Origin of the sequence: Actinosynnema sp. NPDC059335, assembly GCF_042752395.1 — a bacterium.
Taxonomy (GTDB): domain Bacteria; phylum Actinomycetota; class Actinomycetes; order Mycobacteriales; family Pseudonocardiaceae; genus Actinosynnema.
The window spans coordinates 1-21,117 of the sequence record NZ_JBHYXZ010000051.1 but is presented as its reverse complement, the minus strand read 5'-3'; the positions used below and the strand labels follow the sequence as shown (position 1 = coordinate 21,117).

19 protein-coding genes are annotated in these 21,117 nt (G+C 74.4%); 13 read left to right on the top strand and 6 right to left on the bottom strand.

Annotated elements, in window-relative coordinates; all coding sequences use genetic code 11:
- Window positions 1–101 precede the first annotated feature (101 nt).
- A complete protein-coding gene (locus ACFXGA_RS18045; protein ID WP_378089198.1) occupies window positions 102–1,160 on the top strand; it encodes a virginiamycin B lyase in 1,059 nt (352 codons plus the stop codon).
- 13 nt (window positions 1,161–1,173) lie between these two features.
- Here ACFXGA_RS18045 and ACFXGA_RS18040 read toward each other — a convergent pair whose 3' ends face one another.
- Window positions 1,174–2,220: a DUF2330 domain-containing protein gene (locus tag ACFXGA_RS18040; RefSeq protein ID WP_378089197.1), complete on the bottom strand. Its 1,047-nt coding sequence runs from the start codon at window positions 2,218–2,220 to the stop codon at window positions 1,174–1,176.
- 108 nt (window positions 2,221–2,328) lie between these two features.
- Between ACFXGA_RS18040 and ACFXGA_RS18035 the strand changes: the two genes are divergently transcribed.
- Window positions 2,329–2,478, top strand: a complete 150-nt coding sequence (locus tag ACFXGA_RS18035) for a hypothetical protein (RefSeq protein ID WP_378089195.1) — start codon at window positions 2,329–2,331, stop codon at window positions 2,476–2,478.
- A gap of 43 nt (window positions 2,479–2,521) precedes the next feature.
- On the opposite strand, the gene ACFXGA_RS18030 is transcribed toward ACFXGA_RS18035, so the two are convergent.
- Window positions 2,522–2,857 (bottom strand): cupin domain-containing protein, encoded by a 336-nt coding sequence (locus ACFXGA_RS18030; RefSeq protein WP_378089193.1) that lies wholly within the window; start codon window positions 2,855–2,857, stop codon window positions 2,522–2,524.
- A 72-nt stretch (window positions 2,858–2,929) separates the two neighbouring features.
- On the opposite strand from ACFXGA_RS18030, the gene ACFXGA_RS18025 reads away from it, so the two are divergent.
- Both ACFXGA_RS18025 and ACFXGA_RS18020 read left to right on the top strand, forming a co-directional pair.
- Window positions 2,930–3,892 (top strand): GlxA family transcriptional regulator, encoded by a 963-nt coding sequence (locus tag ACFXGA_RS18025; RefSeq protein ID WP_378089191.1) that lies wholly within the window; start codon window positions 2,930–2,932, stop codon window positions 3,890–3,892.
- 202 nt (window positions 3,893–4,094) lie between these two features.
- Window positions 4,095–5,183 (top strand): polysaccharide deacetylase family protein, encoded by a 1,089-nt coding sequence (locus tag ACFXGA_RS18020; RefSeq protein ID WP_378089189.1) that lies wholly within the window; start codon window positions 4,095–4,097, stop codon window positions 5,181–5,183.
- Between the two features lie 39 nt (window positions 5,184–5,222).
- Here the strand turns inward: ACFXGA_RS18020 and ACFXGA_RS18015 are convergent, their stop codons facing one another.
- Window positions 5,223–6,200, bottom strand: coding sequence for a zinc-dependent alcohol dehydrogenase family protein (locus tag ACFXGA_RS18015; RefSeq protein WP_378089186.1), 978 nt, complete (start codon window positions 6,198–6,200; stop codon window positions 5,223–5,225).
- Between the two features lie 87 nt (window positions 6,201–6,287).
- On the opposite strand from ACFXGA_RS18015, the gene ACFXGA_RS18010 reads away from it, so the two are divergent.
- The 7 genes from ACFXGA_RS18010 to ACFXGA_RS17980 all read left to right on the top strand — a co-directional run bounded on the left by ACFXGA_RS18010 (window position 6,288) and on the right by ACFXGA_RS17980 (window position 12,282).
- Complete coding sequence (locus ACFXGA_RS18010) at window positions 6,288–6,698, top strand: acyl-CoA thioesterase (RefSeq protein ID WP_378089184.1); 411 nt, start codon at window positions 6,288–6,290, stop codon at window positions 6,696–6,698.
- On the top strand, window positions 6,695–7,417 hold the full coding sequence (locus tag ACFXGA_RS18005; RefSeq protein ID WP_378089182.1) for an energy-coupling factor ABC transporter ATP-binding protein: 723 nt from the start codon (window positions 6,695–6,697) through the stop codon (window positions 7,415–7,417). The genes ACFXGA_RS18010 and ACFXGA_RS18005 overlap by 4 nt, the downstream gene beginning before the upstream one ends.
- Window positions 7,414–8,043 (top strand): energy-coupling factor transporter transmembrane component T family protein, encoded by a 630-nt coding sequence (locus ACFXGA_RS18000; RefSeq protein ID WP_378089180.1) that lies wholly within the window; start codon window positions 7,414–7,416, stop codon window positions 8,041–8,043. Before ACFXGA_RS18005 ends, ACFXGA_RS18000 begins: the two co-directional genes overlap by 4 nt.
- Window positions 8,043–8,624, top strand: a complete 582-nt coding sequence (locus tag ACFXGA_RS17995) for a biotin transporter BioY (protein WP_378089178.1) — start codon at window positions 8,043–8,045, stop codon at window positions 8,622–8,624. Before ACFXGA_RS18000 ends, ACFXGA_RS17995 begins: the two co-directional genes overlap by 1 nt.
- A complete protein-coding gene (locus ACFXGA_RS17990; RefSeq protein ID WP_378089176.1) occupies window positions 8,624–10,123 on the top strand; it encodes a class I adenylate-forming enzyme family protein in 1,500 nt (499 codons plus the stop codon). Before ACFXGA_RS17995 ends, ACFXGA_RS17990 begins: the two co-directional genes overlap by 1 nt.
- The gene (locus tag ACFXGA_RS17985) at window positions 10,089–11,288 is read left to right on the top strand and encodes a thiolase family protein (RefSeq protein WP_378089175.1); all 1,200 of its coding nucleotides are present in this window, start codon (window positions 10,089–10,091) and stop codon (window positions 11,286–11,288) included. Before ACFXGA_RS17990 ends, ACFXGA_RS17985 begins: the two co-directional genes overlap by 35 nt.
- 229 nt (window positions 11,289–11,517) lie before the next feature.
- Window positions 11,518–12,282, top strand: a complete 765-nt coding sequence (locus tag ACFXGA_RS17980; RefSeq protein ID WP_378089173.1) for a class I SAM-dependent methyltransferase — start codon at window positions 11,518–11,520, stop codon at window positions 12,280–12,282.
- A gap of 144 nt (window positions 12,283–12,426) precedes the next feature.
- Here the strand turns inward: ACFXGA_RS17980 and ACFXGA_RS17975 are convergent, their stop codons facing one another.
- Window positions 12,427–13,590, bottom strand: coding sequence for a citrate/2-methylcitrate synthase (locus ACFXGA_RS17975; protein ID WP_378089171.1), 1,164 nt, complete (start codon window positions 13,588–13,590; stop codon window positions 12,427–12,429).
- Between ACFXGA_RS17975 and ACFXGA_RS17970 the strand changes: the two genes are divergently transcribed.
- Window positions 13,589–14,869 carry a citrate/2-methylcitrate synthase gene (locus ACFXGA_RS17970; RefSeq protein ID WP_378089169.1) on the top strand — a complete coding sequence of 427 codons (1,281 nt, stop codon included), beginning with the start codon at window positions 13,589–13,591 and terminating at the stop codon, window positions 14,867–14,869. The two genes, ACFXGA_RS17975 and ACFXGA_RS17970, sit on opposite strands and share 2 nt — an antisense overlap.
- A gap of 91 nt (window positions 14,870–14,960) precedes the next feature.
- Here ACFXGA_RS17970 and ACFXGA_RS17965 read toward each other — a convergent pair whose 3' ends face one another.
- Complete coding sequence (locus ACFXGA_RS17965; protein WP_378089167.1) at window positions 14,961–15,938, bottom strand: PASTA domain-containing protein; 978 nt, start codon at window positions 15,936–15,938, stop codon at window positions 14,961–14,963.
- Between the two features lie 872 nt (window positions 15,939–16,810).
- On the opposite strand from ACFXGA_RS17965, the gene ACFXGA_RS17960 reads away from it, so the two are divergent.
- Entirely contained in the window at window positions 16,811–19,636 is a 2,826-nt protein-coding gene (locus ACFXGA_RS17960) for a beta-L-arabinofuranosidase domain-containing protein (protein ID WP_378089165.1), read from the top strand.
- A gap of 71 nt (window positions 19,637–19,707) precedes the next feature.
- Here ACFXGA_RS17960 and ACFXGA_RS17955 read toward each other — a convergent pair whose 3' ends face one another.
- Window positions 19,708–21,000 carry a cellulose binding domain-containing protein gene (locus tag ACFXGA_RS17955; RefSeq protein WP_378089163.1) on the bottom strand — a complete coding sequence of 431 codons (1,293 nt, stop codon included), beginning with the start codon at window positions 20,998–21,000 and terminating at the stop codon, window positions 19,708–19,710.
- Between the last annotated feature and the right edge of the window lie 117 nt (window positions 21,001–21,117).

Genomic DNA, 21,117 nt, shown 5'->3' with positions numbered 1-21,117 from the left:
TGACCTGCCGCCGCGAGGGCGACGGCGTGGATACCATACTCGGGTTGGGCATCGCCGGGCCGGTGCGACACGGCCGGCGTCGGTCGCGGCGGGAGGCGCGCATGGTCCGGAGGTCCGCGCGGTCGGTGCCGGCCGCCGCGGTGGGTGTGCTGCTGGCCGCCTGCTCGGTCGCTCCCGCCCCGTTCGCCCCGCCCGGTCCCGTGACCGGTTCGACCGGTTCCGCGACCGGTTCGACCGGTTCCGCGACCGGTTCGGCGTCGGCGTCCCGGCCAGGGGGAGAGGTGCGCGCGGTGCGGCTGCCCGAGGGCGCGTTCCCGCGCTACCCGGCCGTGGGGCCGGACGGCGCGGTGTGGTGCACGGAATCCTCCGGTGAGGCGATGGCGCGGGTCGGCGCGGACGGCACGGTCACCCACGTGCGCCTCCCGGGCGGCACCGGCGGCCCGGACGGTGTGGTGCGCGGTCCGGACGGCCTGATGTGGTACACCGCGCACCAGGTGGTCGGCCGGATCACCACGGACCTCCGACCCTCCGGCTGGAGCGGCGGTCCGCTCGGGTACCCGGCGGCGCCGACCGCGGGGCCGGACGGCGCGATCTGGTTCACCAACGAGACGAACCCTCCCGCGATCAGCCGGATCAGCGCGGCCGGCGCGCTCACGCACCACCGCTTCGACCCCGGGGGTGAGAACCCGTACCTGTCGGGCATCGCCGCGGGGCCGGACGGCGCGCTGTGGTTCACCGAGAACTTCATGATCGTCGACGGGCCGCACGGCATCGGCCGGATGACCACGGACGGCGAGTACCGCCGCTGGGTCCTGCCCGCCACCTCGGCGAACCCGCGCCGGATCGTGGCCGGTCCCGACGGCGCGCTGTGGTTCACCACCGCTCGCGGCCTCGGCCGGATCACCGTGGCGGGCGCGATCACCGAGTTCCCCACGCCGCCCGGCGCGGAGCCGTTCGACCTCACCGCCGGCGCGGACGGCGCGTTGTGGTTCACCACCGACGAGCGGAGCATCGGCCGGCTCACCACGTCCGGTGAGATGACCCTCCACCCGATCGAGGGAGCGGAGCAGTTGATCGGCATCACCGCGGCACGGGACGGCACCCTGTGGATCGCCGACGGCGAGGCCGACACGCTGTGGCGCTACACCCCGGCGAGGTGACGGCGCGCCCGCTTCACGCGGACCGGCCCGCCCGCCGCCGGGTGACGAGGCGCCGCACGGCGAACACGCCCCCGCCGAGCACGGCCAGGCCCAGGAGGGTGAGCGGCGCGCCCGGCAGCGGCCACGAGGAGCGGACGTACTCGGTGACGGTGACGACGGCGCGGTGTGGTTCGTCGGTCGCGGAGCGGGTGATGAGGATGTCGTCGGTGATGCGGGTCGGGCTGAACTCGCCGTCGTAGCGGGTCAGGAAGCGGCGGCCGGGCAGCATCGCGGACAGCGCCGGGTGGTCCGGGTGCGGTTCCACCGGGCCCGCGAACGTCAGGTCCGGCGGGCGGCCGCCCGGGGCCGGGTTGCCGACGTCCACCCGGTGGTCGGCCAGCACGTACAGGCGCAGCGGCTGGACGACCTCGGCGGTGGCGGACAGCCGCATCGGGTAGACCGGGGTGTCGGTCTCGAACGCCAGCCGCATCGGCGGCAGGCCGCCGGCCAGGCTGCCCGACGCCGGGGCCAACCGCACCGCGACGACGAGCCACCCCTCCGCCAGGTACGGCCCGAGCGCGGTCCCGAGCGCGGGGGGCAGGGTGAAGTCGTGGTCGCCGAGCCAGTCCGCCACGGCGGTCGCGTCCGTGCCGGCGAGCTGGGCGACCTCGTACGGCCCGACCTCGACGTGGTCCACGACGGTCGCGCCCTGGTCCGACCGCGGCGCGCCGCCCACGCCGTCGCCGTCCACCACCACGCGCCGCACCTCGACGTCCGGGCGGCTGATCCGGTCCAGCTCGCCGAACAGCTCGCCGTCGGCCACCTCGAACCGGGCGCGGGCGGGCACCGGCATCAGGAACGCCGCCTGCGTCGCCTCCGACCGCGCCCGCACGGACAGGGTGATCGACTCGGTGCGGCCGGTCAGCTCGACCAGCGCGGTCTCCTGCTGGGCGCGCAGCTCGTCGTTCGCCACGAACGCCCCGCACGCGCACGCCCCGGACGTCGCGGGGTCGAGCACCACGGTGGTCAGGGCGAGCGCGAGCACCACCGCGGACCTGGTCGCCGATCGGCCGATTGCCATGACGCGTCGGACGCGTCCGGACGCCACCGGGTTCCGCCGTTCGACACCGGTCACGGAGCCGGTCGCCGCCGTGCCATGCTGTGACGGGCAACGCATCCGGGGGTGTGCATGGCGTCGAAGCGCAAGGGCGGTCTGGCCCCGTACGTGGCGCTGCTGGTGGCGGTGGTCATCCTGGTGCCGCCGGTGAGGGAGGTCGTCTTCGACCTGCTGCGGCCGCTGGCCGACCTGATCGGTGACGTCAACCCGTTCAAGGGGTGACGCCGCCGGCGGCCCGGCGCACAGACCACGCCGTGCCGCCGGGTCAACCCTCCGGGTAGAAGAGGAACAGCGTGCAGCCGGTGGCGGTCGCGGGGACGTGCCACGTGCCCGCCGGGGCGTGCAGGAACGTCCCGGCCGGGTAGTCGCGCGCGCCGTCGTGGAACGTGCCGGTGAGCACGTAGACCTCCTCCGGCCCCGGTTCGTGCACGTCGCGGTGCGGCCAGGACGCGCCCGGGTCCATCTCCAGCACGTTGGCGTGCGCGCCCGTCGGCCCGGTCCACAGGGGACGGACGCGGACGCCGGGGAACAGCTCGCGGACGGGGGATTCGGCGACGGTGGCGGAGGTGTAGCCCTCCTGGTCCAGGATCTCCGGGTGCATGCCCACCACGGTGCCGCCCGCGCCGCGTGCCGGGACAGTGCCGGCCCGGACGCCCTTGGGTATTTTCCTGCCATGCATCGAGTGGTGGCCTTGGTGCGTCCGGTGCAGTCGACGTTCGAGCTGGGCTGCGCCGTCGAGGTCTTCGGCACCGAGCGGGCCGGGATACCGCGGCACTACGAGTTCGACGTGTGCGCGGAGACGCCCGGTCCGGTGCCCACGACGGCCGGGTACTCCATGGTCGTGCGGCGGGACCTGTCCGCGCTCGCGTCCGCCGACACCGTGCTCATCCCGGGCTGGGCCCCGGTGGAGGCGCCGCTGTCCGCGCCGGTGCGGGACGCGCTGCTGGCCGGGCACGCCCGCGGCGCGCGGCTCGTGACGATCTGCTCCGGGGTGTTCGCGCTGGCCCGCACGGGGCTGCTGGACGGGCGTTCGGCCACCACGCACTGGGCACGGGCCGAGCAGCTGCGCCGCGAGTTCCCCGCGGTGCGCGTGGAGACGGGCGTGCTCTACGTGGACCACGGAGACGTGGCCACGAGCGCCGGGGCGGGCGCGGGGCTGGACCTGTGCCTGCACCTGGTCCGCCGGGACCACGGCGCGGCCTACGCCGCCCGGCTCGCCCGGCACATGGTGATGCCGCCGCACCGCGAGGGCGACCAGCCGCCCCCGCCGCCGCCCGCACCGCCCGCGGAGGCGCTGGACGGCCTCCTCGACTGGGCCGCCGCCCGCCTCGGGACGCCGCTGTCCGTGGGCGACCTCGCGGCGCACGCCCGCGTCTCGCCCCGCACCCTGGCCCGCCGCTTCGCCGACCAGCTCGGCACGAGTCCGGGCGCGTGGCTGCTGGCCCGCCGGGTGGCCGAGGCGCGCACCCTGCTGGAGGAGACGAACCTGCCGGTGGAGGCGATCGCGGCCCGGGTCGGTCTCGGGTCGGCCCTCGCCCTGCGTCGCCGGTTCCGCGTGCTGGTGGGGACGACACCGGGTGCCTACCGGCGGGCCTTCCGGGCGGCGTCACCGGCCTCCGGCGAGCGTTCCGCGTGACGCCGTTGAGCCCCGCAGGCCGAAATTTTCGGCAGTCGCATCGGTGGTCCGATTAGCCCTACCGGCGGCTCTACCTGCTGTCTTGCGTCTCTATAGGCGTTATTCAACCCCTTGACGCCCGCAATCACGCATCCTAGTTTGCGAAAGCGTCAAATCCAGGTATCGCAAGTTTCGGACCCGGCTCGACCTCTTGGAGGAAGTGATGTCCAGAACTGCTGTCACCGTCGCCGGCAGGCCGGTGACCCGTGGCGCGCGACGACGCCTGGCCGCGGCCCTGGCCGGCGCGGTCGGCCTGCTCGGCGCGCTGGCCGTCGCGCTGCCCAGCCCCGCCGGCGCCGCCGACTGCTCCGCCGGCTACGTCGCCCTCACCTACGACGACGGCCCCAAACCCGCCACCACCACCACACTGCTCAACGCCCTGCGCTCCGCCGGCCTGCGCGCCACCTTCTTCAACCAGGGCAACGCCGTCCAGGCCAACCCCGCCCTCGCCCGCGCGCAACGCGACGCCGGCATGTGGATCGGCAACCACAGCTGGTCCCACCCCCACATGACCCAACTCAACCAAACCCAGATGACCACCGAGATCTCCCAGACCCAACAGGCGATCCAGAACGCCACCGGCACCGCACCCAAACTCTTCCGACCCCCCTACGGCGAGACCAACAACACCCTCAAAACCGTCCAGGCCCAGTTCGGCCTCACCGAAGTCCTCTGGAACGTCGACTCCCAGGACTGGAACAACGCCACCACCGCCCAGATCGTCCAAGCCGCCTCCACCCTGCAGAACGGCGGCGTCATCCTCATGCACGACGGCTACCAGACCACCATCAACGCCATCCCCCAGATCGCCGCCAACCTCGCCTCCCGCAACCTCTGCGCCGGCATGATCTCCCCCACCACCGGCCGCGCCGTCGCACCCACCGACACCCCGACCACCACGACGACGACCACGACCACCACGACGACCACCACCACGACCACGACGGGCACGCCCCCGACCGGCGCGTGCGCGGCCTCCTACCGGACGGTCAACTCGTGGCAGGGCGGCTACCAGGGCGAGGTGACGGTGACCGCCGGGTCGGCGATCACCGGCTGGACCGTGCGGTGGACGTTGCCCTCGGGCCAGATCACCCAGGTCTGGAGCGGCGAGCTGGTCGGCAGCGGCATGCAGGCGGCGGTCCGCAACGCGTCGTGGAACGGCTCGCTCGCGGCCAACGCGTCGACCACGTTCGGGTTCATCGCCAGCGGCAGCAGCCCCACGGGCGCCGCGCTCACCTGCACCAGCCCCTGACCGGACGCGGTGCGCCCCTCACAACCGGGGGGCGCACCGTCACGGGGTGATGATCACCTTGCCCGCGCGTCCCCACGCGACGCTGCGCTGGATGGCCGTGGTGAGCTGGTCCAGCGGGAACCGGCCCTGGACCCGGGACGCGGCCACCCCGTCGAGCACCAGCCCGCCCGCCTCGTCCAGGGCCTGCTGGATCTCGGCGTGACCGCCGGCGTGCACCCAGTCGCGCAGCCGGAACAGCCGGACGGTCAGGTCCGGCCGGCGGGCGGCGAGGTCGACGGGCAGCGGCCGCCCGGACAGCAGGCCGTAGTGCACCAGGCAGCCGCCCACGCGGGTGCCCAGCGCGAGGCGTTCGCCCTCCTCGCCGCCCACGGCGTCCAGCACGACCTCCGGACCCAGCCCGTCGGTGAGGTCCCGCAGCGCGTGGTGCCAGTCGGGCCGGTCGGTGGCCAGCACGGCGGTCCAGGGCGTGGCGGCCAGCTCCGGGCGGTCGGGGTCGCGGCGGACCAGGCCGATAGCCGGGACGCCCAGCCGGTGCAGCATCCGGGCGAGCATCAGGCCGATGGCCGACCCGGCGGCGTTGACCACGACGAGCGGCCGGCCGCGCGGCACGACGTGCTCGTCGATCATCCGCCGCGCGGTCAGCGGGTTGATGTAGCAGGTCGCGGCCTGCTCGTCGGTCAGCTCCGGGCGCACCCGGAAGCACCACCGGGCCTGCGTCGGCTTGACCTGCTGCCACGCCCCGGACGTGCCGATGGGCAGCACCCGGTCGCCCGCGGCCAGGCCCGTGACCTCCGCGCCGACCCGCTCCACCACGCCCACGCCCTCGAAACCGGGCACGAACGGCAGGGTGGTCCGCGACCGGTACGCGCCGGCGATCGTGACCAGGTCGGACGGGTTGACGGTGGCGGCGGTCATGCGCACCAGCACCTCGTCCGGGCCGGGGCGGGGCGGTTCGTACTCCTCCACCTCCACGACGTCGACGGCGTTGCCGAAGGACCGCACGATCGACCGGTACAAGCGCACCTCCGCGGGAAGTCGTCGGTCATCATATGGACAATGCCCGGGAGCGCCACGACAATGGGCCGGTCATCGGGAGGAGCGCACGTGCGGACGAGGATCTCGTTCTCCGATGTCGACATGCACGGAAACGTGCACAACGGGCGTTATGTCGCCTACGTCGAAGACGCGATCAACGAGTTCCTCCGGGAGAACGGGCTCGCCGCGCAGTTCGACCCGGCGTCGACCGAACTCGCCTACCACGTGAAGAAGGTCGAGCTCGTCTACCGGTCGCCGGTCGGCTTCGAGGACGTGGTGGACATCACCGCCCGGGTGGACCGCGTCGGCCGCACGAGCCTCACGTTCGCCGCCGAGGTCCGACCGGTCGGCGCGGACGCGCCCGCCGTCGAGGCGACGGTGGTGTGGGTGTGCGTGGACCCCGCCACCCGGCGCGCCGAACCGGTGCCCCCGCACGTCCACGCGGCGCTGAGCGCCACGGCCGGCGCCTCCTCGGCATGACGCGAGCCGCGGGCGCGCCCTCGCCCACCCCGACCACCGCGCCCGTCCTCGAACTGGACGGCGTGCACGTGTCCTTCGACGGCCGTCCCGTGCTGGTCGACGTGACCGCCCGGCTCGCCGAGCGCCGGATCGGCGTCATCGGCGAGAACGGCTCGGGCAAGAGCACGTTCGCCCGGCTGCTCAACGGCCTGGTGCGGCCGGCCGCGGGCCGCGTCCGGGTGGACGGGCTGGACACCGTCGAGCACGCGCGGGAAGTGCGAGCGAAAGTCGGTTTCGTCTTCCAGAACCCCGACAACCAGATCGTGTTCCCGATCGTCGCCGAGGACCTCGCATTCGGGTTGAAGAACCTCGGTGTGCCCAAGAGCACAATTCCGGGGCGGGTGGCCGACGCGTTGGCGGAATTCGACATCGGGCACCTCGCGGACCGGCAGAGCCACCTGCTCAGCGGCGGCGAGAAGCAGTTGGTCGCGCTGGCCGCGGTGATGGTCATGCGACCGGACGTGGTGGTGTTCGACGAACCGACCACGCTGCTGGACCTGAAGAACCGCAACCGCATCCGGGACGCCATCGCGCGCATGCCCCAGTCGGCCGTGGTCGTCACCCACGACCTGGACCTGCTCGACGGCTTCGACCGCGTGCTGGTCGTCCACCAGGGCCGCATCGCCCGCGACGGCGACCCGGCCGACGCCGTGGCGTGGTACCGGGAGCACTGCTCGTGAGCCTCTCGCTGTACGTGAGGAGGCGCACACCGCTGCACCGGCTGCCGGCGGGGTGGAAGTTCGGCGCGCTGTTCGTGACGGGCATCGCCCTGTTCCTCACCGACGACGCGGTCGTGCTCGGGTCGGCCGCCGCGGTGGCCGCCGCGCTGCTCGCCTCGGTGCGCCCGCCGCTCGCCACGCTGCGCCGCCAACTCGCCGGCCTGCTCGTCATGCTCGCCGTGATCTTCACCGCCACGGCGGTCTTCCAGGACGTCCACGCCGCCGTCACGAGCGTGTGCCGGCTGCTGGCGCTGCTCCTGCTCGCGCTCGCGGTCACGTCGAGCACCCGGGCGAGCGACGTGCTGGAGTTCTTCGAGCGGCTGCTGACCCCGTTGGCCGGGCTCGGCCTGGCGAACCCGGCGAAGATCAGCCTGGGCGTGTCGCTGGTGCTGCGGTTCGTGCCCGAGGTGTCCCGCCGCTACCACGAGATCCGGGAGGCGCAGGCCGCGCGCGGGCTGCGCGCGAGCCCGGTGGCCCTGATCGTGCCGTTGGTCGTGCGGGTCCTGAAGTCGGCCGACGACATCGCGGACGCGATCGACGCCCGCTGTTACCCACCACCCCACCCCACCGGCCGGGAGACCACGTGATGGCCACGCGCAACGAAACCGGGATCACCACCAGGGACGTCGTGATGATCGCGCTGTTCGCCGCGATCATCGTCACGCTCGGGCTCGTCCCGCCCGTCACCCTCGGCGTGGTGCCGGTGCCGATCACGCTCCAGACGCTCGGCGTGATGCTCGCCGGCGCGGCGCTGGGACCGGTGCGCGGCGCGCTGGCCTGCGCCCTGGTGGCGTTGCTGACCGCGATCGGCCTGCCCGTGCTGGCCGGCGGTCGGGGCGGGATCGGCGTCTTCCTCGGCGCGACCGGCGGGTACGTGGTCGGCTGGATCCTCGGCGCGCTGGTCTCCGGGCTGCTGGTCAAGCACTGGGTGCTGCGGCTGCGCAGCCGGTGGGCGCAGGTGGGGGCGTACTTCGCGGCGTGCGTCGTCGGCGGCATCCTCGCCGTCTACCTGGTGGGCATCCCGTGGCTGTCGGTCGCCGGCGGGCTGTCGCTCGGCCAGGCGCTCGTGGGCGGGCTCGTGTTCGTCCCCGGCGACCTGGTCAAGGCGGCCATCACCGCGCTGGTGGTGCACGGCGTCCGTCGCGCGTACCCCATGCCGGTGAAGTGATGCCCGTCGCCGAACGGGTGGTCAGGTGGTGGCGCGAGCGTCCCGACGCCACCGCGTTCCGGTTGCCGGGGCACCGGATCGGGTACGGCGAGCTGGCCGAGCGCGCGGCGGCCGTCGCGGCGGGTCTGCGGCCGCGGCGACCGGGGCGTCCCCTGCTCGCGATCGACGTGGGCAACTCGCCCGCCTTCGCCGAGCTGGTCGTCGGCGGCACGGCCGGCGACGGCGCGTGCGCGGTGCTGGACCCGGCCTGGCCGCCCGCGCGGACGGCCGAGGTGCTGCGCCGGTTGCGGCCCGACCTGGTGGTGACCTCCCGGCCGGTCGAGACCGACGCGCCGGTGCTGGTCGTCGGCGACTCGTACGAGGACTGGCTCGACGGGCTCCGCGGCGTGGACCCCGCGCGCGAGCTGGCGCCCGGCGACCCGGGCAGCACGTTCCTGATCGGCTTCACCTCGGGCACCTCGGGGCTGCCCAAGGCGTTCTCCCGGGCGCGCGGCACGTGGCGCGCGAGCCTCGCGCACGCCCGCGACGTGTTCGGGGTCGGCCCGGACGACCACATCCTGGCGCCGGGTCCGCTCTCCCACGGGCTGGGGCTGTACGCCCTGGTGGAGGCGTTGCACGAGGGGGCGGCGTTCGCGACGCTGCCCCGGTTCGACGCCGGGGCGGTGCGTGCCGGGCTGGGGTCGGTGACGCGGCTCGTCGTCGTGCCGACCATGCTGCGCGGCCTGCACCGGGAGCTGGCCGCCGCGCCCGGGCCGTACCCCGGCGTGACCGCCATCGTCAGCAGCGGGGCCAAGCTCGACCCCGCCACCCTGGCCCGCGCCCGGGCGTTCTTCCCGCACGCCCACGTGCACGAGTACTACGGCGCGTCGGAGCTGAGCTTCGTGACCGTGCGGCACACCCCGCCGGACGCCGGGGCCGACGGGGATCCCGACGCGGTCGGCCTCCCGTTCCCGGGCGTGGAGCTGGAGGTCCGCGACCCGGAGGGCCGCGCCGTGCCGACCGGGACGCCGGGCGAGGTCCACGTGCGCGGCCCGCTCGTCAGCTCCGGGTACGTCTGGGGCGACGACGGGCAGGCGTTCCGCACCGACGGCGAGTGGGCCACCGTGGGCGACCACGGGTGGCTCGACGACGCGGGCGGCCTGCACCTGGTCGGCCGCGCGGGGTCGATGGTGATCACCGGCGGCCACAACGTCTACCCCGGCGAGGTCGAGGAGGCGCTGCGGCGGCTGGACGGGGTGGAGGACGCCGTCGTGGTCGGCCGGCCCGACGAGTACCTGGGCAGCGTGCTGGTGGCGGTCGTGACCGGTCCCGGCGCGTTCGACCTCACGCAGGCGGAGGTGCTCCGCCGCAGCGCCGACCACCTGCCGCGCCACAAGGTGCCGCGCCGGGTCTACGCCGCCCGCGAGTGGCCGCTCACGCGCAGCGGCAAGACCGCCCGCGCCCGGATCGAGGAGTGGATCGACCATGGCGACAGCCGACTCGTCCAGCTACCCGCCTGACGACCGCCGCCCCGTCGTGGTCGCCGCCCGGCGCACGCCGGTCGGGCGCGCGGGCGGCGCGTTCGCGGCCGTGCGGGCGGAGGACCTGCTGGCCCCCGTGCTGCGGGCCGTGCTGACCGAGGCCGGGGTGGCGGCGGGCGAGGTGGACGACGTCGTCATCGGCAACGCCGCCGGCGGTGGCGGCAACGTCGCCCGGCTGGCCGCGCTGACCGCCGGGCTGCCGGTCGACGTGCCGGGCGTGACCGTGGACCGGCAGTGCGGGTCCGGGCTGGAGGCGGTGGTGCTGGCCGCGCGCCTGGTCGCCGCCGGCGCGGGGGACTGCTACCTGGCGGGCGGGGTCGAGAGCACCAGCACCGCGCCGTGGCGGGCGGAACGGCCGACCCGCCCGACCGGGATGCCCCGCTTCTACGCGCGGGCCCGGTTCGCGCCGGACTCGGTCGGCGACCCGGAGATGGGCGAGGCGGCGGAGAACGTGGCGCGGGCGTTCGGCGTCGACCGGGCCCGCCAGGACGCGTTCGCGCTGCGCAGCCACCGGCGCGCCACGGCCGCCGCGGCGGCGGGCCGCTTCCGCGCCGAGATCGTCCCGGTGCCGACCCGCGGCGGCGTGGTGGAGGCGGACGAGTGCCCCCGGCCCGACACCTCGGCGGAGGCGCTGGCCGCGCTGCGCCCGGTCTTCGCCGAGGGCGGCACGGTGACGGCCGGCAACTCGTGCCCGCTCAACGACGGCGCGAGCGCGATGCTGGTGACGAGCCTGGCGAAGGCGCGGCGGCTCGGGGTCGGTCCGGTGCTGGGCTTCGTGGACGGCGCTTCGGCGGGCGTGGACCCCAACCTGCTGGGCATCGGCCCGGTCGAGTCGACCCGCCGCCTGCTCGTCCGGCGGCCGGGGCTGGACCTGGGCTCGGTGGCGGCGATCGAGTTCAACGAGGCGTTCGCCGCCCAGGTGCTCGCCTCGCTGGACGCGTTGTCGATCGCCGAGGAGCGGGTCAACCGGGACGGCGGCGCGATCGCGCTGGGCCACCCGTACGGGGCGTCCGGCGCGATCCTGGTGACGCGCCTGCACACGCAGCTGGTGCGCGAAGCGGCCCCGGCCGGCGCGCAGGGGTTGGCGATGCTCGGCATCGCCGGCGGCCTGGGCCTGACCGCGCTGTTCGAACGGATCGGGTGACGGGGAGCGGGGCCGCGCCGTTCCCCCCCGAGTCCGCGCGGGTGGGTTGGGTGGGTGACGGGGCTCGGCGGCGGGGAGCGGGGTCGCGCCCTTGCCGCCGGGTCCGCGCGGTGGGTCGGGTGACGGTTTCGGCGGCGGGGGAGCGGGATCGCACCCCGGGGAGCGGTCGAAGCGGGGACGGGCGTAATGCGGTGGCCGCCCGGCGCGGTGGCGTGTGACCATCCCGATCATGGACGACGGTTTCGACGCACTGGTGGCGGAGGCGGACGCGGTCGACGTCACCGGGTGGGACTTCTCCTGGCTCGACGGCCGGGCCACCGAGGAGCGCCCGCCGTGGGGGTACCAGCGGCTGATGGGGGAGCGGATCGGCCGGGCGGTCATGAGCCTGGACGTCCAGACGGGCGGCGGCGAAGTCCTCGCGGGGGTGCCGCAACGCGCGGCCAAGGCGATGGTCGCCACCGAGTCCTGGCCGCCGAACCTGGCCCGTGCCCAGGAGAACCTGCGGGCCAAGGGCGTGGTCGTGGTCGCCGACCCGGACGAGCCGCCGCTGCCGTTCGCCGACGGCACGTTCGACCTGGTCACGAGCCGCCACCCGGTCGCCGTCCACTGGGACGAGATCGCCCGCGTGCTCGCGCCGGGCGGCACCTACCTCTCCCAGCAGGTCGGCCCGGACAGCGGCCACGAGGTCTACGACTTCTTCCTCGGCCCCCGGCCGACGGGTCGCCGCGACCGCGACCCGGACCTCGCCCGGGCGAGGGCGGAGGCGGCCGGCCTGGAGGTGGTGGACCTGCGGACCGCCGAGCTGAGGATGGAGTTCTTCGACGTCGGGGCGATGGTCTACTTCCTGCGCAAGGTGATCTGGTTCGTCCCGGACTTCACCGCCGCGAAGTACCGGGACCGACTGCGGTCGCTGCACGAGCGGATCCGGGACGAGGGCCCGTTCGTCGCCCACTCCCGCCGCTTCCTCGTCGAGGCCCGCAAACCGGCCCACTAGGAGCCCTCCACCCGCCGGCCGCGCACCACGACGGCGCGGACGGGCGGCGCGTGCCCTCGCCGCCCGGCCGCCGGAGGTGCGTGCCCTCGCCGCCCGGCCGCCGGAGGTGCGTGCCCTCGCCGCCCGGCTGCGGGAGGTGCGCGGTCACGCCCCGGTCGGCACGGTGGTCGGGAGCGGTCGCGGGGCGGGTGGGCCCACGTAGCGGGCCGCCGGGCGGATGACCTTGCCGCCGGCCGCCTGCTCCAGCACGTTGGCGGCCCACCCGATGACCCGGCCCACGGCGAACGTCGGCGTGAACATCGACCTGGGGATGCCGCACTGCGCCATCACGACGCCCGCGTAGAACTCGACGTTGGCGTAGAGCGCGCGTCCCGGCTTCAGCTCGGCCAGGACCTCGACCACGCGCCGCTCGACGGTCGTCGCGAACTCGGCCAGGTCCGGGTCGAACCCGCGCCGGCCGAGGTCGAGCGCGATGTCGCGCAGCATCCGCGCCCGCGGGTCCTCGGTGCGGTAGACGGCGTGCCCGAACCCCATGACGCGGTCGCCGGACCGCACCTTCTCCCGCACCCAGGCGTCGACGCGGTCGGGCGAGCCGATCTCGTCCAGGCCGTCCAGCGCGCGGTCCGGCGCGCCGCCGTGCAGCGGTCCGACGAACGCGCCCATGGCCGCCGCGACCGCGGAGACCACGTCGGACCCGGTGGACGCGACGACGCGGGCGGTGAACGTCGAGGCGTTGAACCCGTGGTCCACAGTGGACACCAGGTAGCTCTGCACGGCGGCGGCCCGCGCCTCGTCGGGCACCTCGCCGGTGAGCAGGTACAGCCAGTTCGCCGCCGCGGACAGGTCGGCCCGCGGCTCCAGCGGCTCCAGGCCGGCGCGCAGCCGGTGCAGCGCGGCCAGCACGGTCGGCGTGACGGCGGCGACCAGCAGGGCGTCGGCCCGGCGGCGCTCGGGCGCGGCGTCCCAGACCGGCGGCAGGCCGCGGGCCGCGGCGAGCACCGACAGGGCGGTGCGAAGGCCCGCGATCGGGGCGAACCGGTCGCCCGCGCGGGCGACGGCGGGTAGCACCTCGCGCACCTCGTCGGGCAGGTGCCGCCGGGCGGCGACGTCCTCGGCGAAGCGTGCGCGTTCGGCCGGGTCGGGCAGCCGGCCTTCGAGGAACAGGAACCAGACGTCCTCCAGCGCCCGGGTCCGGGCCAGCTCGATCGCCGGGTAGCCGCGGTAGTGGTAGAAGCCCTCGTCGCCGCGCACGTCACCCAGTTCGGTGGTGGTGACCACGACATCGCGCAGGCCAGCCGGTGCGTCCATGAACAACCTCCTCGTCGACCTGGGCTCACTGTCGATTCGTGAATCAACTATTGTCAACGTTGATGCAGTCAACATGGACGAGGAGTCGCAGGTCGTGGCGACCGGGAGTGACGAGCGTTACCTGACCACCGCCGAGGTGGCGCGACGGCTCGGCGTGAAGACCGAGACCGTCTACGCCTACGCCAGCCGGGGCATGCTGCGCAGCGTGCGGCTGCCGGGGCGGCGGGGGAGCTTCTTCGCGCAGGCCGAGGTCGAGGCGTTCGTGGCCCGCGGCCGGGAGGAACGCCCTCCCTCCGGGGCGGTCGAGCGGATCCGCACCGAGCTGACCCTGCTCGACGGCGACGAACTGCACTACGGGGGCCACCGCGTCACCGACCTCGCGTCGTCGTACGGGTTCGAGTCGGTGGCCGAGTTGCTGTGGACCGGCGACCTGCGCGACGGCGAACCGTTCCCCGTCGATCCGGCGGCGGTCGGCACGGTCGGCGCGGCGCTGGCCGCGCTGCCGGACGCGGCGCGGACGACGGACCGGTTCAAGGTCGCCGCGGCCGTGCTCGGGGCGACCGACCCGCTGCGGTTCGACCTGTCGCCGGCCGCCGTGGTCCGGGTCGGCAGGCGGCTCATCGGCGTGTTCGCCGACGCCCTGCCCGGCGACCCGGGCGACGGCGACTCCCTCGCCCACCGCCTGGCGGGCAAGCTCGGCGACCGGCCCGTCGACCCGGGGCTGCTCGACCTGGCGCTCGTGCTGCTCGCCGACCACGACCTCGCGGTGTCCACGGTCGCGGTGCGGGTGGCGGCCAGCGCCCGCGCCCACCCGTACGCCGCGGTGTCGGCCGGCCTCGGCGCGGTGGACGGCCAGTACCACGGCGTCGCGAGCACGCTGGCGTACCGGTTCCTGCGCGACGCGGCGGAGGACCCGTTCGGCGCGCTGGCGGAACGGCAGCGCACCGGTGGCGTCCCCGGCTTCGGCCACCGCGTCTACCGCACCAGGGACCCGCGGGCGGACGCGTTGCTCACCGCCCTGCGCCGCCACGCCGCCGCCCGCGACGTCATGGCGGTCGTGGACGCGGTGACGCCCGGCGCGGGCACGTTCCCGAACGTCGACCTGGCCCTGGCGGCGCTGATGCACGCGTTCGGCCTGCGCCCGGACGCCGGCGAGGCGATCTTCGCGCTGGCGCGCTGCGCGGGCTGGCTCGCGCACGCGATCGAGGAGTACCGCGAACCCGGCCTGCGCTTCCGCCCGATCGGCGTCTACACCGGCGTGCGCCCCGAACCCGCGTGAGTCCTACGTTCAGAACCACCGTGTCCTACGTTCAGGTACCCCGAATTCAACGTTCAGGACACCCCGGTCGTCGGACGCGGCGCACGTCCGGTCAGCGTTCCCAGGTCGTGTAGGAGACGTGCAGGTCCCGCCCGTTCGGTCCCTCACTGGCGCCGGTGATCTCCACGGCGGACAGCCGGTCCTCGTCCGTGCGCACGCAGATCACCGTGCCGACGGGCAGGGTGTCGAGCGGGATCTGGTCGGTCGTGGGCGACGCCCCGGCGCACGTGGCGTAGGCGCGCGCGGCCGTGCCGACCTCGTCCGCGCCGCCGGAGGACATCGGTTGCAGGTGGAACGCGCCCGTGTTCGCGTCCTGCCCGAAGTACAGGTCGCCGCCGTTGGCGGGGCTGTACGCCCCGGTGTCCAGGTCGACCCAGTTGTAGCGGCCGATCACCAGGTCCCGCTCGACGTGCGTGGCGTGCGACTCGGGCAGCGCGTCGGACACCTCGGGGTCGGGTTGCCGCGTGCTCGACGGTCCGGGATCGGGCTCCCGGGTGGGCAGGGTCGGCGCGACGGTCGGCCGCTGACCGCCGACGGTCGGGGGCGGCGGCACGAGGTGGGTGGGCTGCGGTGGCGCGGTCGTCGGCTGGGACGGGTCGCCGGTCGCCGGCCCGGCGAGGTAGAGCACCACGCCGTCGCCCTTCGCGAGCTTCGTCCCGGCGGGCGGGTCGGTGCGCACCACGGAACCGGGGGCCAGCGCCGAGGGCTCGGTGAGGGTCTGCCGGACGACGAGGTCGTCCTCCTTCAGCCGGAGTTCCGCGCCGACCTGCGACATGCCGGTCAGGTTCGGCACGGACACCTTCGCGTCGTGGATGACGAACCACCACAGCGCCGCTCCCGCCAACGCCACGACCAGCCCCGCCACGCCGACGCCGGCGACGCCGATGCCGTCCGCGGTGCCCTCGACCTTCAGCTCCGGCCGGAAGCGCCGCCACCACCGGCCACGGCGCTGCCGCCGGTCGTCCCGGGGCTCGTCGGTCCCCGGTCCGGCCTCGCTGTCACCGACTCCCACGTTCGTCTGCTCGGCCATGCCGTCCCCTCCGCCCGCTGCCCTCGCCACTAACGTCGGCGTCGGGGCGCGGTGAGTACGCCGGTTGCCGCGGAACCACTCGATCGATGTAGCGACGCCTCTCGCGCACGGCGGCCCGGCGGTGGTCACCACGTCGATGTTTGCGTTCACATACGTGGTCCGGTCGCGTGGCCGGTCGCTGGGTCAGCGCGAGGGTGATCGTGCCGTTTTGGCGTAGTACCAACCAATTTGACGCTCGTTCGACGGTCTATCCGGCGGTTGGCGGCTAAAGTGAACGCGAACATTTTAGCCTCCGCGCTCCGTTGACGGCCCGCTCCGGCGATGGCTACTGTGCTGACATCCGGGCCGCCGGGCCCGAGTCGGTCACGCATCCGCCGGCACGACCGCTCGTCAACGACGACGATGGGACTCCGATGCGACGAACACACCAACCGGCCGCCGCGCCGAGGCCAACCGGGTCGCCACCGCAGTAGCTCCACACCGCGCGCCCCGCCCCGAACCCACCGCCCCGAACCAGCGGGTCGAACCCGGCGGGCCACACCGGGTCGGGTCCACCGACCAGGGATTCACCGGGCCGGATCGGCCGGGCCGGACCCACCGGGCCGAGTCGGCCGGGCTCGATCGGCCGGGCTCGATCGGCCGGGCCAGACCCATCGGGCCGGACCCATCGGGCCGGACCCACCTCGCGCGACCACCCGCACCCCGCGTCCCCACGCCTCCTCCACCACCGACGGGCCGATCCCGCCGGTCACGCCGCCGTGCGCGCCACGCGATCGACGCGACCGCGAACCCGCGGCGGGATCACCACCCCGCTTCGCCGTGCGTGGCGGCAGGCACGACTGCCGGCCGCCACCCGACCCACAGGAGAGCTGATGCCCTCACCCTTGAGCCGCCGCACGTTGCTGCAAGCCGTGGGCGTCGCGGCCGTCGCGACGACCGTGCCCGGCGTGACCACGGGCTCCGCCGCCGCGGCGAGCGTCCCGCCGGTCCGCGGCGACCTCGGCGTGTCCGCGCAGCCGTTCGACCTGGGCGAGGTGCGCCTGAGCCCCGGCCGCTGGATGGAGAACCAGAGCCGGACGCTGTCGTACCTGAAGTTCGTCGACGTCGACCGGCTGCTCTACAACTTCCGCGCCAACCACCGGCTGTCCACCAACGGCGCGGCGGCGCTCGGCGGCTGGGAAGCGCCGAACTTCCCGTTCCGCACGCACAGCCAGGGCCACTTCCTCAGCGCGTGGGCGCAGGCGTGGGCGGTGCTCGGCGACACCACGTGCCGGGACCGCGCGAACTACATGGTGGCGGAGCTGGCCAAGTGCCAGGCGAACAACGCCGCGGCCGGGTTCAACACCGGGTACCTGTCCGGGTTCCCGGAATCCGACTTCGACGCGATGGAGGCCGGCTCGCCGAAGTCGGTGTCCTACTACGCGCTGCACAAGACCCTGGCGGGCCTGCTGGACGTGTGGCGGCACATCGGCAACACCCAGGCCCGCGACGTGCTGCTGCGGTTCGCGGGCTGGGTGGACTGGCGCACCGGCCGGCTGTCCTACAGCCAGATGCAGCGCGTGCTGGGCACCGAGTTCGGCGGCATGAACGCCGTGCTGACCGACCTGTACCAGCAGACCGGCGACGCCCGGTGGCTCACCGCCGCGCAGCGGTTCGACCACGCCGCCGTGTTCGACCCGCTGGCCGCGAACCAGGACCGGCTCAACGGCCTGCACGCCAACACCCAGGTGCCGAAGTGGATCGGCGCGGCCCGCGAGTACAAGGCCACGGGCACGACCCGCTACCGCGACATCGCGTCGAACGCGTGGAACATCACCGTGGGCGCGCACACCTACGTCATCGGCGGCAACAGCCAGGCCGAGCACTTCCGCGCCCCCAACGCCATCGCCGCCTACCTCAACACCGACACGGCCGAGGCGTGCAACACCTACAACATGCTCAAGCTGACCCGCGAGCTGTGGCTGCTCGACCCGAACCGGGTCGCCTACTTCGACTTCTACGAGCGCGCCCTGCTCAACCACCTGCTCGGGCAGCAGAACCCGGCCGACCCGCACGGCCACATCTGCTACTTCACCGGCCTCAACCCCGGCCACCGGCGCGGCAACACCGGACCGGCCTGGGGCGGCGGCAACTGGAGCACCGACTACACCACGTTCTGGTGCTGCCAGGGCACGGCGCTGGAGGTCAACACGTCGCTGGCCAACTCGATCTACTTCCAGAGCGGCACCACGCTCACCGTGAACCTCTACACGCCCTCGGTGCTGACCTGGGCGCAACGGGGGATCACCGTCACGCAGACCACGACCTACCCGGCCTCCGACACCACCACGCTGACCGTGACCGGCAACGTGAGCGGGTCGTGGACCATGCGCCTGCGCATCCCGTCCTGGACCAGCGGCGCGACCGTCAGCGTCAACGGCACGGCGCAGGACCTCGCCACGACCCCCGGCGCCTACGCCTCGCTCACCCGGTCGTGGACGTCCGGCGACGTGGTCACCGTCCGCCTGCCGATGCGCGTGGTGATGCAGCCCGCCAACGACAACGCCGCCGTCGCCGCGATCACCTACGGGCCGGTCGTGCTGTCCGGCAACTACGGCAACACCGCCCTGAGCCGGCTGCCGTCCCTCGACCCGACCTCGATCACCCGCACCGGCACCTCGACGCTGGCGTTCGCCGCCCGCGCCGACGGCGCGACGGTCAACCTGGGCCCGTTCTACGACGCCCACGGCTACAACTACACGGTCTACTGGAGCACCGGCGGCGGCGGTGGCACGTCGGACGCCGGCTACCGGCTGTTCAACGCGGCCAGCGGCCTGGTCCTGGGCGTGCAGAACATGTCCACCGCCGACGGCGGCCTCGCCGTGCAGTGGAACGACACCGGGACGGCCGACCACAACTGGCAGCTCGTCGCCGACGGCAGCGCGGTGCGGCTGCGCAACCTCAACAGCGGCAAGGTGCTCGGCGTGGAGAACATGTCCACCGCGGACAACGCCAGGGTCCTCCAGTGGGGCGACACCGGCACGGCCGACCACCGGTGGACCGTCCTGGACAACGGCGACGGCACCCACAAGATCCGCAACGCCAACAGCGGCAAGCTGCTCGGCATCCTCAACGGCGCCACCTCGGCGGGCGCCCAGGCCGTGCAGGACCCGGACAACGGCAGCGCGGACAACCGCTGGCGCTTCGTGCCCTCCGGGGCCCGCCGGATCCAGAACCTGGCCAGCGGCCTGGTGCTGGGCGTGCAGGACATGTCCACCGCCGACGGCGGCCGCGGGGGGGGGGGGGGGGGGCCCCCCCCCCCCCCCCCCCCCGGGGGGGGCGGGGGGGGGGCCCCCCCCGGGGGGGGGGGGGGGCCCGGCTGGGGCGCCCGGGGGCACCCCCACGGCACCGCCGACCACCTGTGGACGGCCGTCCTCGACCCCGACGGCTGGTTCCGGCTGCGCAACTCCAACAGCGGCAAGGTCCTCGGCGTCGAGAACGCGGCCAACGCCAACGGCGCGCGGGTCCTGCAGTGGGCGGACAACGGCACCAACGACCACCGCTGGCGGCTGCGCTACGGCGCGAACGGCTACTTCCGCATCCAGTGCGGCAACGGCGGGCGCGTGCTCGGCGTCAACGGCGCCTCCACCGCCCGGGGTGCCCAGATCGTCCTCTGGGACGACAACGGCACCAACGACCACCTGTGGCGCTTCATCTGACCGCGGTGGTCGTGACCGCCCCGCCCGGGTTCCGGGGGGGGGCGGTCCTTCCCCCGGTCGGTCGGTGCCGGTCAGAAGTTCTTCCGCGCCACCGTCCACGGCGCCTTGGCCGCCAGCCCCGACGGGCTCAGGATGTAGGCGCGGGCCGTCTGGTTGCCGTTGAGCACCATGTCGAGGAACTGCACGACCGTCGTCATGCCGTCCACCATCTGGTTGCCGGTGATGAAGCCGACGTGACCGGCCTCCGGCTGCCTGGCCAGCACGGCGGGCACCGTGGCCAGGTCGTAGGTGGCTTGGTTGTTGGCGTAGGCGACGTCGGACGGGCCGCCGTCGAGGAACAACGCGGGCGAGTGCAGCTTGCCGACCTCGGAGCGGGGGTAGCCGAACGAGCCGTCGGCGAAGAAGCCGCTGTTCAGCGAGACCACGCCGGACACCCGCCGGTCCTGGGCGGCGACGAGCGCCTCCAGACCGCCGCACGAGTGGCCCGCGGTGGCCACCTTGGTCAGGTCCAGCCGCGCGCGCAGCGGCGACCCGGAGCGGTTCTGCTCGCGCTCGGCCCACGTGATCGCGTCGGTCAGCAGGGAGGGGATGGGCGAGCCGCTGGGCACGCCGTTCGGCGAACCGTCCACCGAGCCGGTGTCCACCACGACGAAGCCCTTGGACGCGACGAACGTCAGCGCCCGCGTGACCTCGCTGTTGTTCGTGTGCGCGCACGCGCCGTTGCCGAAGGCCAGCACGGGCAGCGGCCGGTCGACCGCCTGCGGGTTGCTCGGGCGGAACACGGTGAACCGGTTGTCGCCGTAGGCGGCTTCCCTGGTGACGGCGAAGTTGTTCTCGATCGCCGGGCGGCTCGGCTGGGTCGTCGTGGTCGTCGTCGTGGTCGTGTCGGTCGTGGTGGTGGTCGTCGTTGTCGTGGTGGTCGTTGTCGTGGTGGTCGTGGTGGAGCCGGTGCACACCGTGCCGTTGAGGGTGAACACCGAGGGCGGCGTGGAGCGCGCGCTGGAGGAGGCGTTGAACCCGAACGACGCCGTCGCGCCGGTGGCGATGGTCCCGTTCCACGCGGCGTTGACCGCGGTGACCTGCGTGCCCGACTGGGTGTGCGACCCGTTCCACGACTGCGTGATCCGCTCGTCGCCGGCGAACGACCACGACAGCCGCCAGCCGTTCACGGGGTCGCCGAGGTTCGTCACGACCGCGGTGGCGGTGAACCCGCCGGGCCACTGCGAGCCGATCGCGTAGTCGACCCGGCAACCGGCGGCGGCCGCCGCGGACTGCGAGCCGACCACGGCGGCGGTGGTCACGACGAGCGCCACGGCGGCCACGGCCGCGGCCGACCGGGCCGCGCGGGACTGGTTGTTGCGCATGCAAGTCGCTCCTTCACTGGAGAACCCCTCGCGCCCCCGGGGGCGTGGGGGAGTGGGGGGGGCGCCGCCGCGCGGGCGGGTGGCACCCCCGCCGCGGCCGCCGCGGGGGGGACGGGG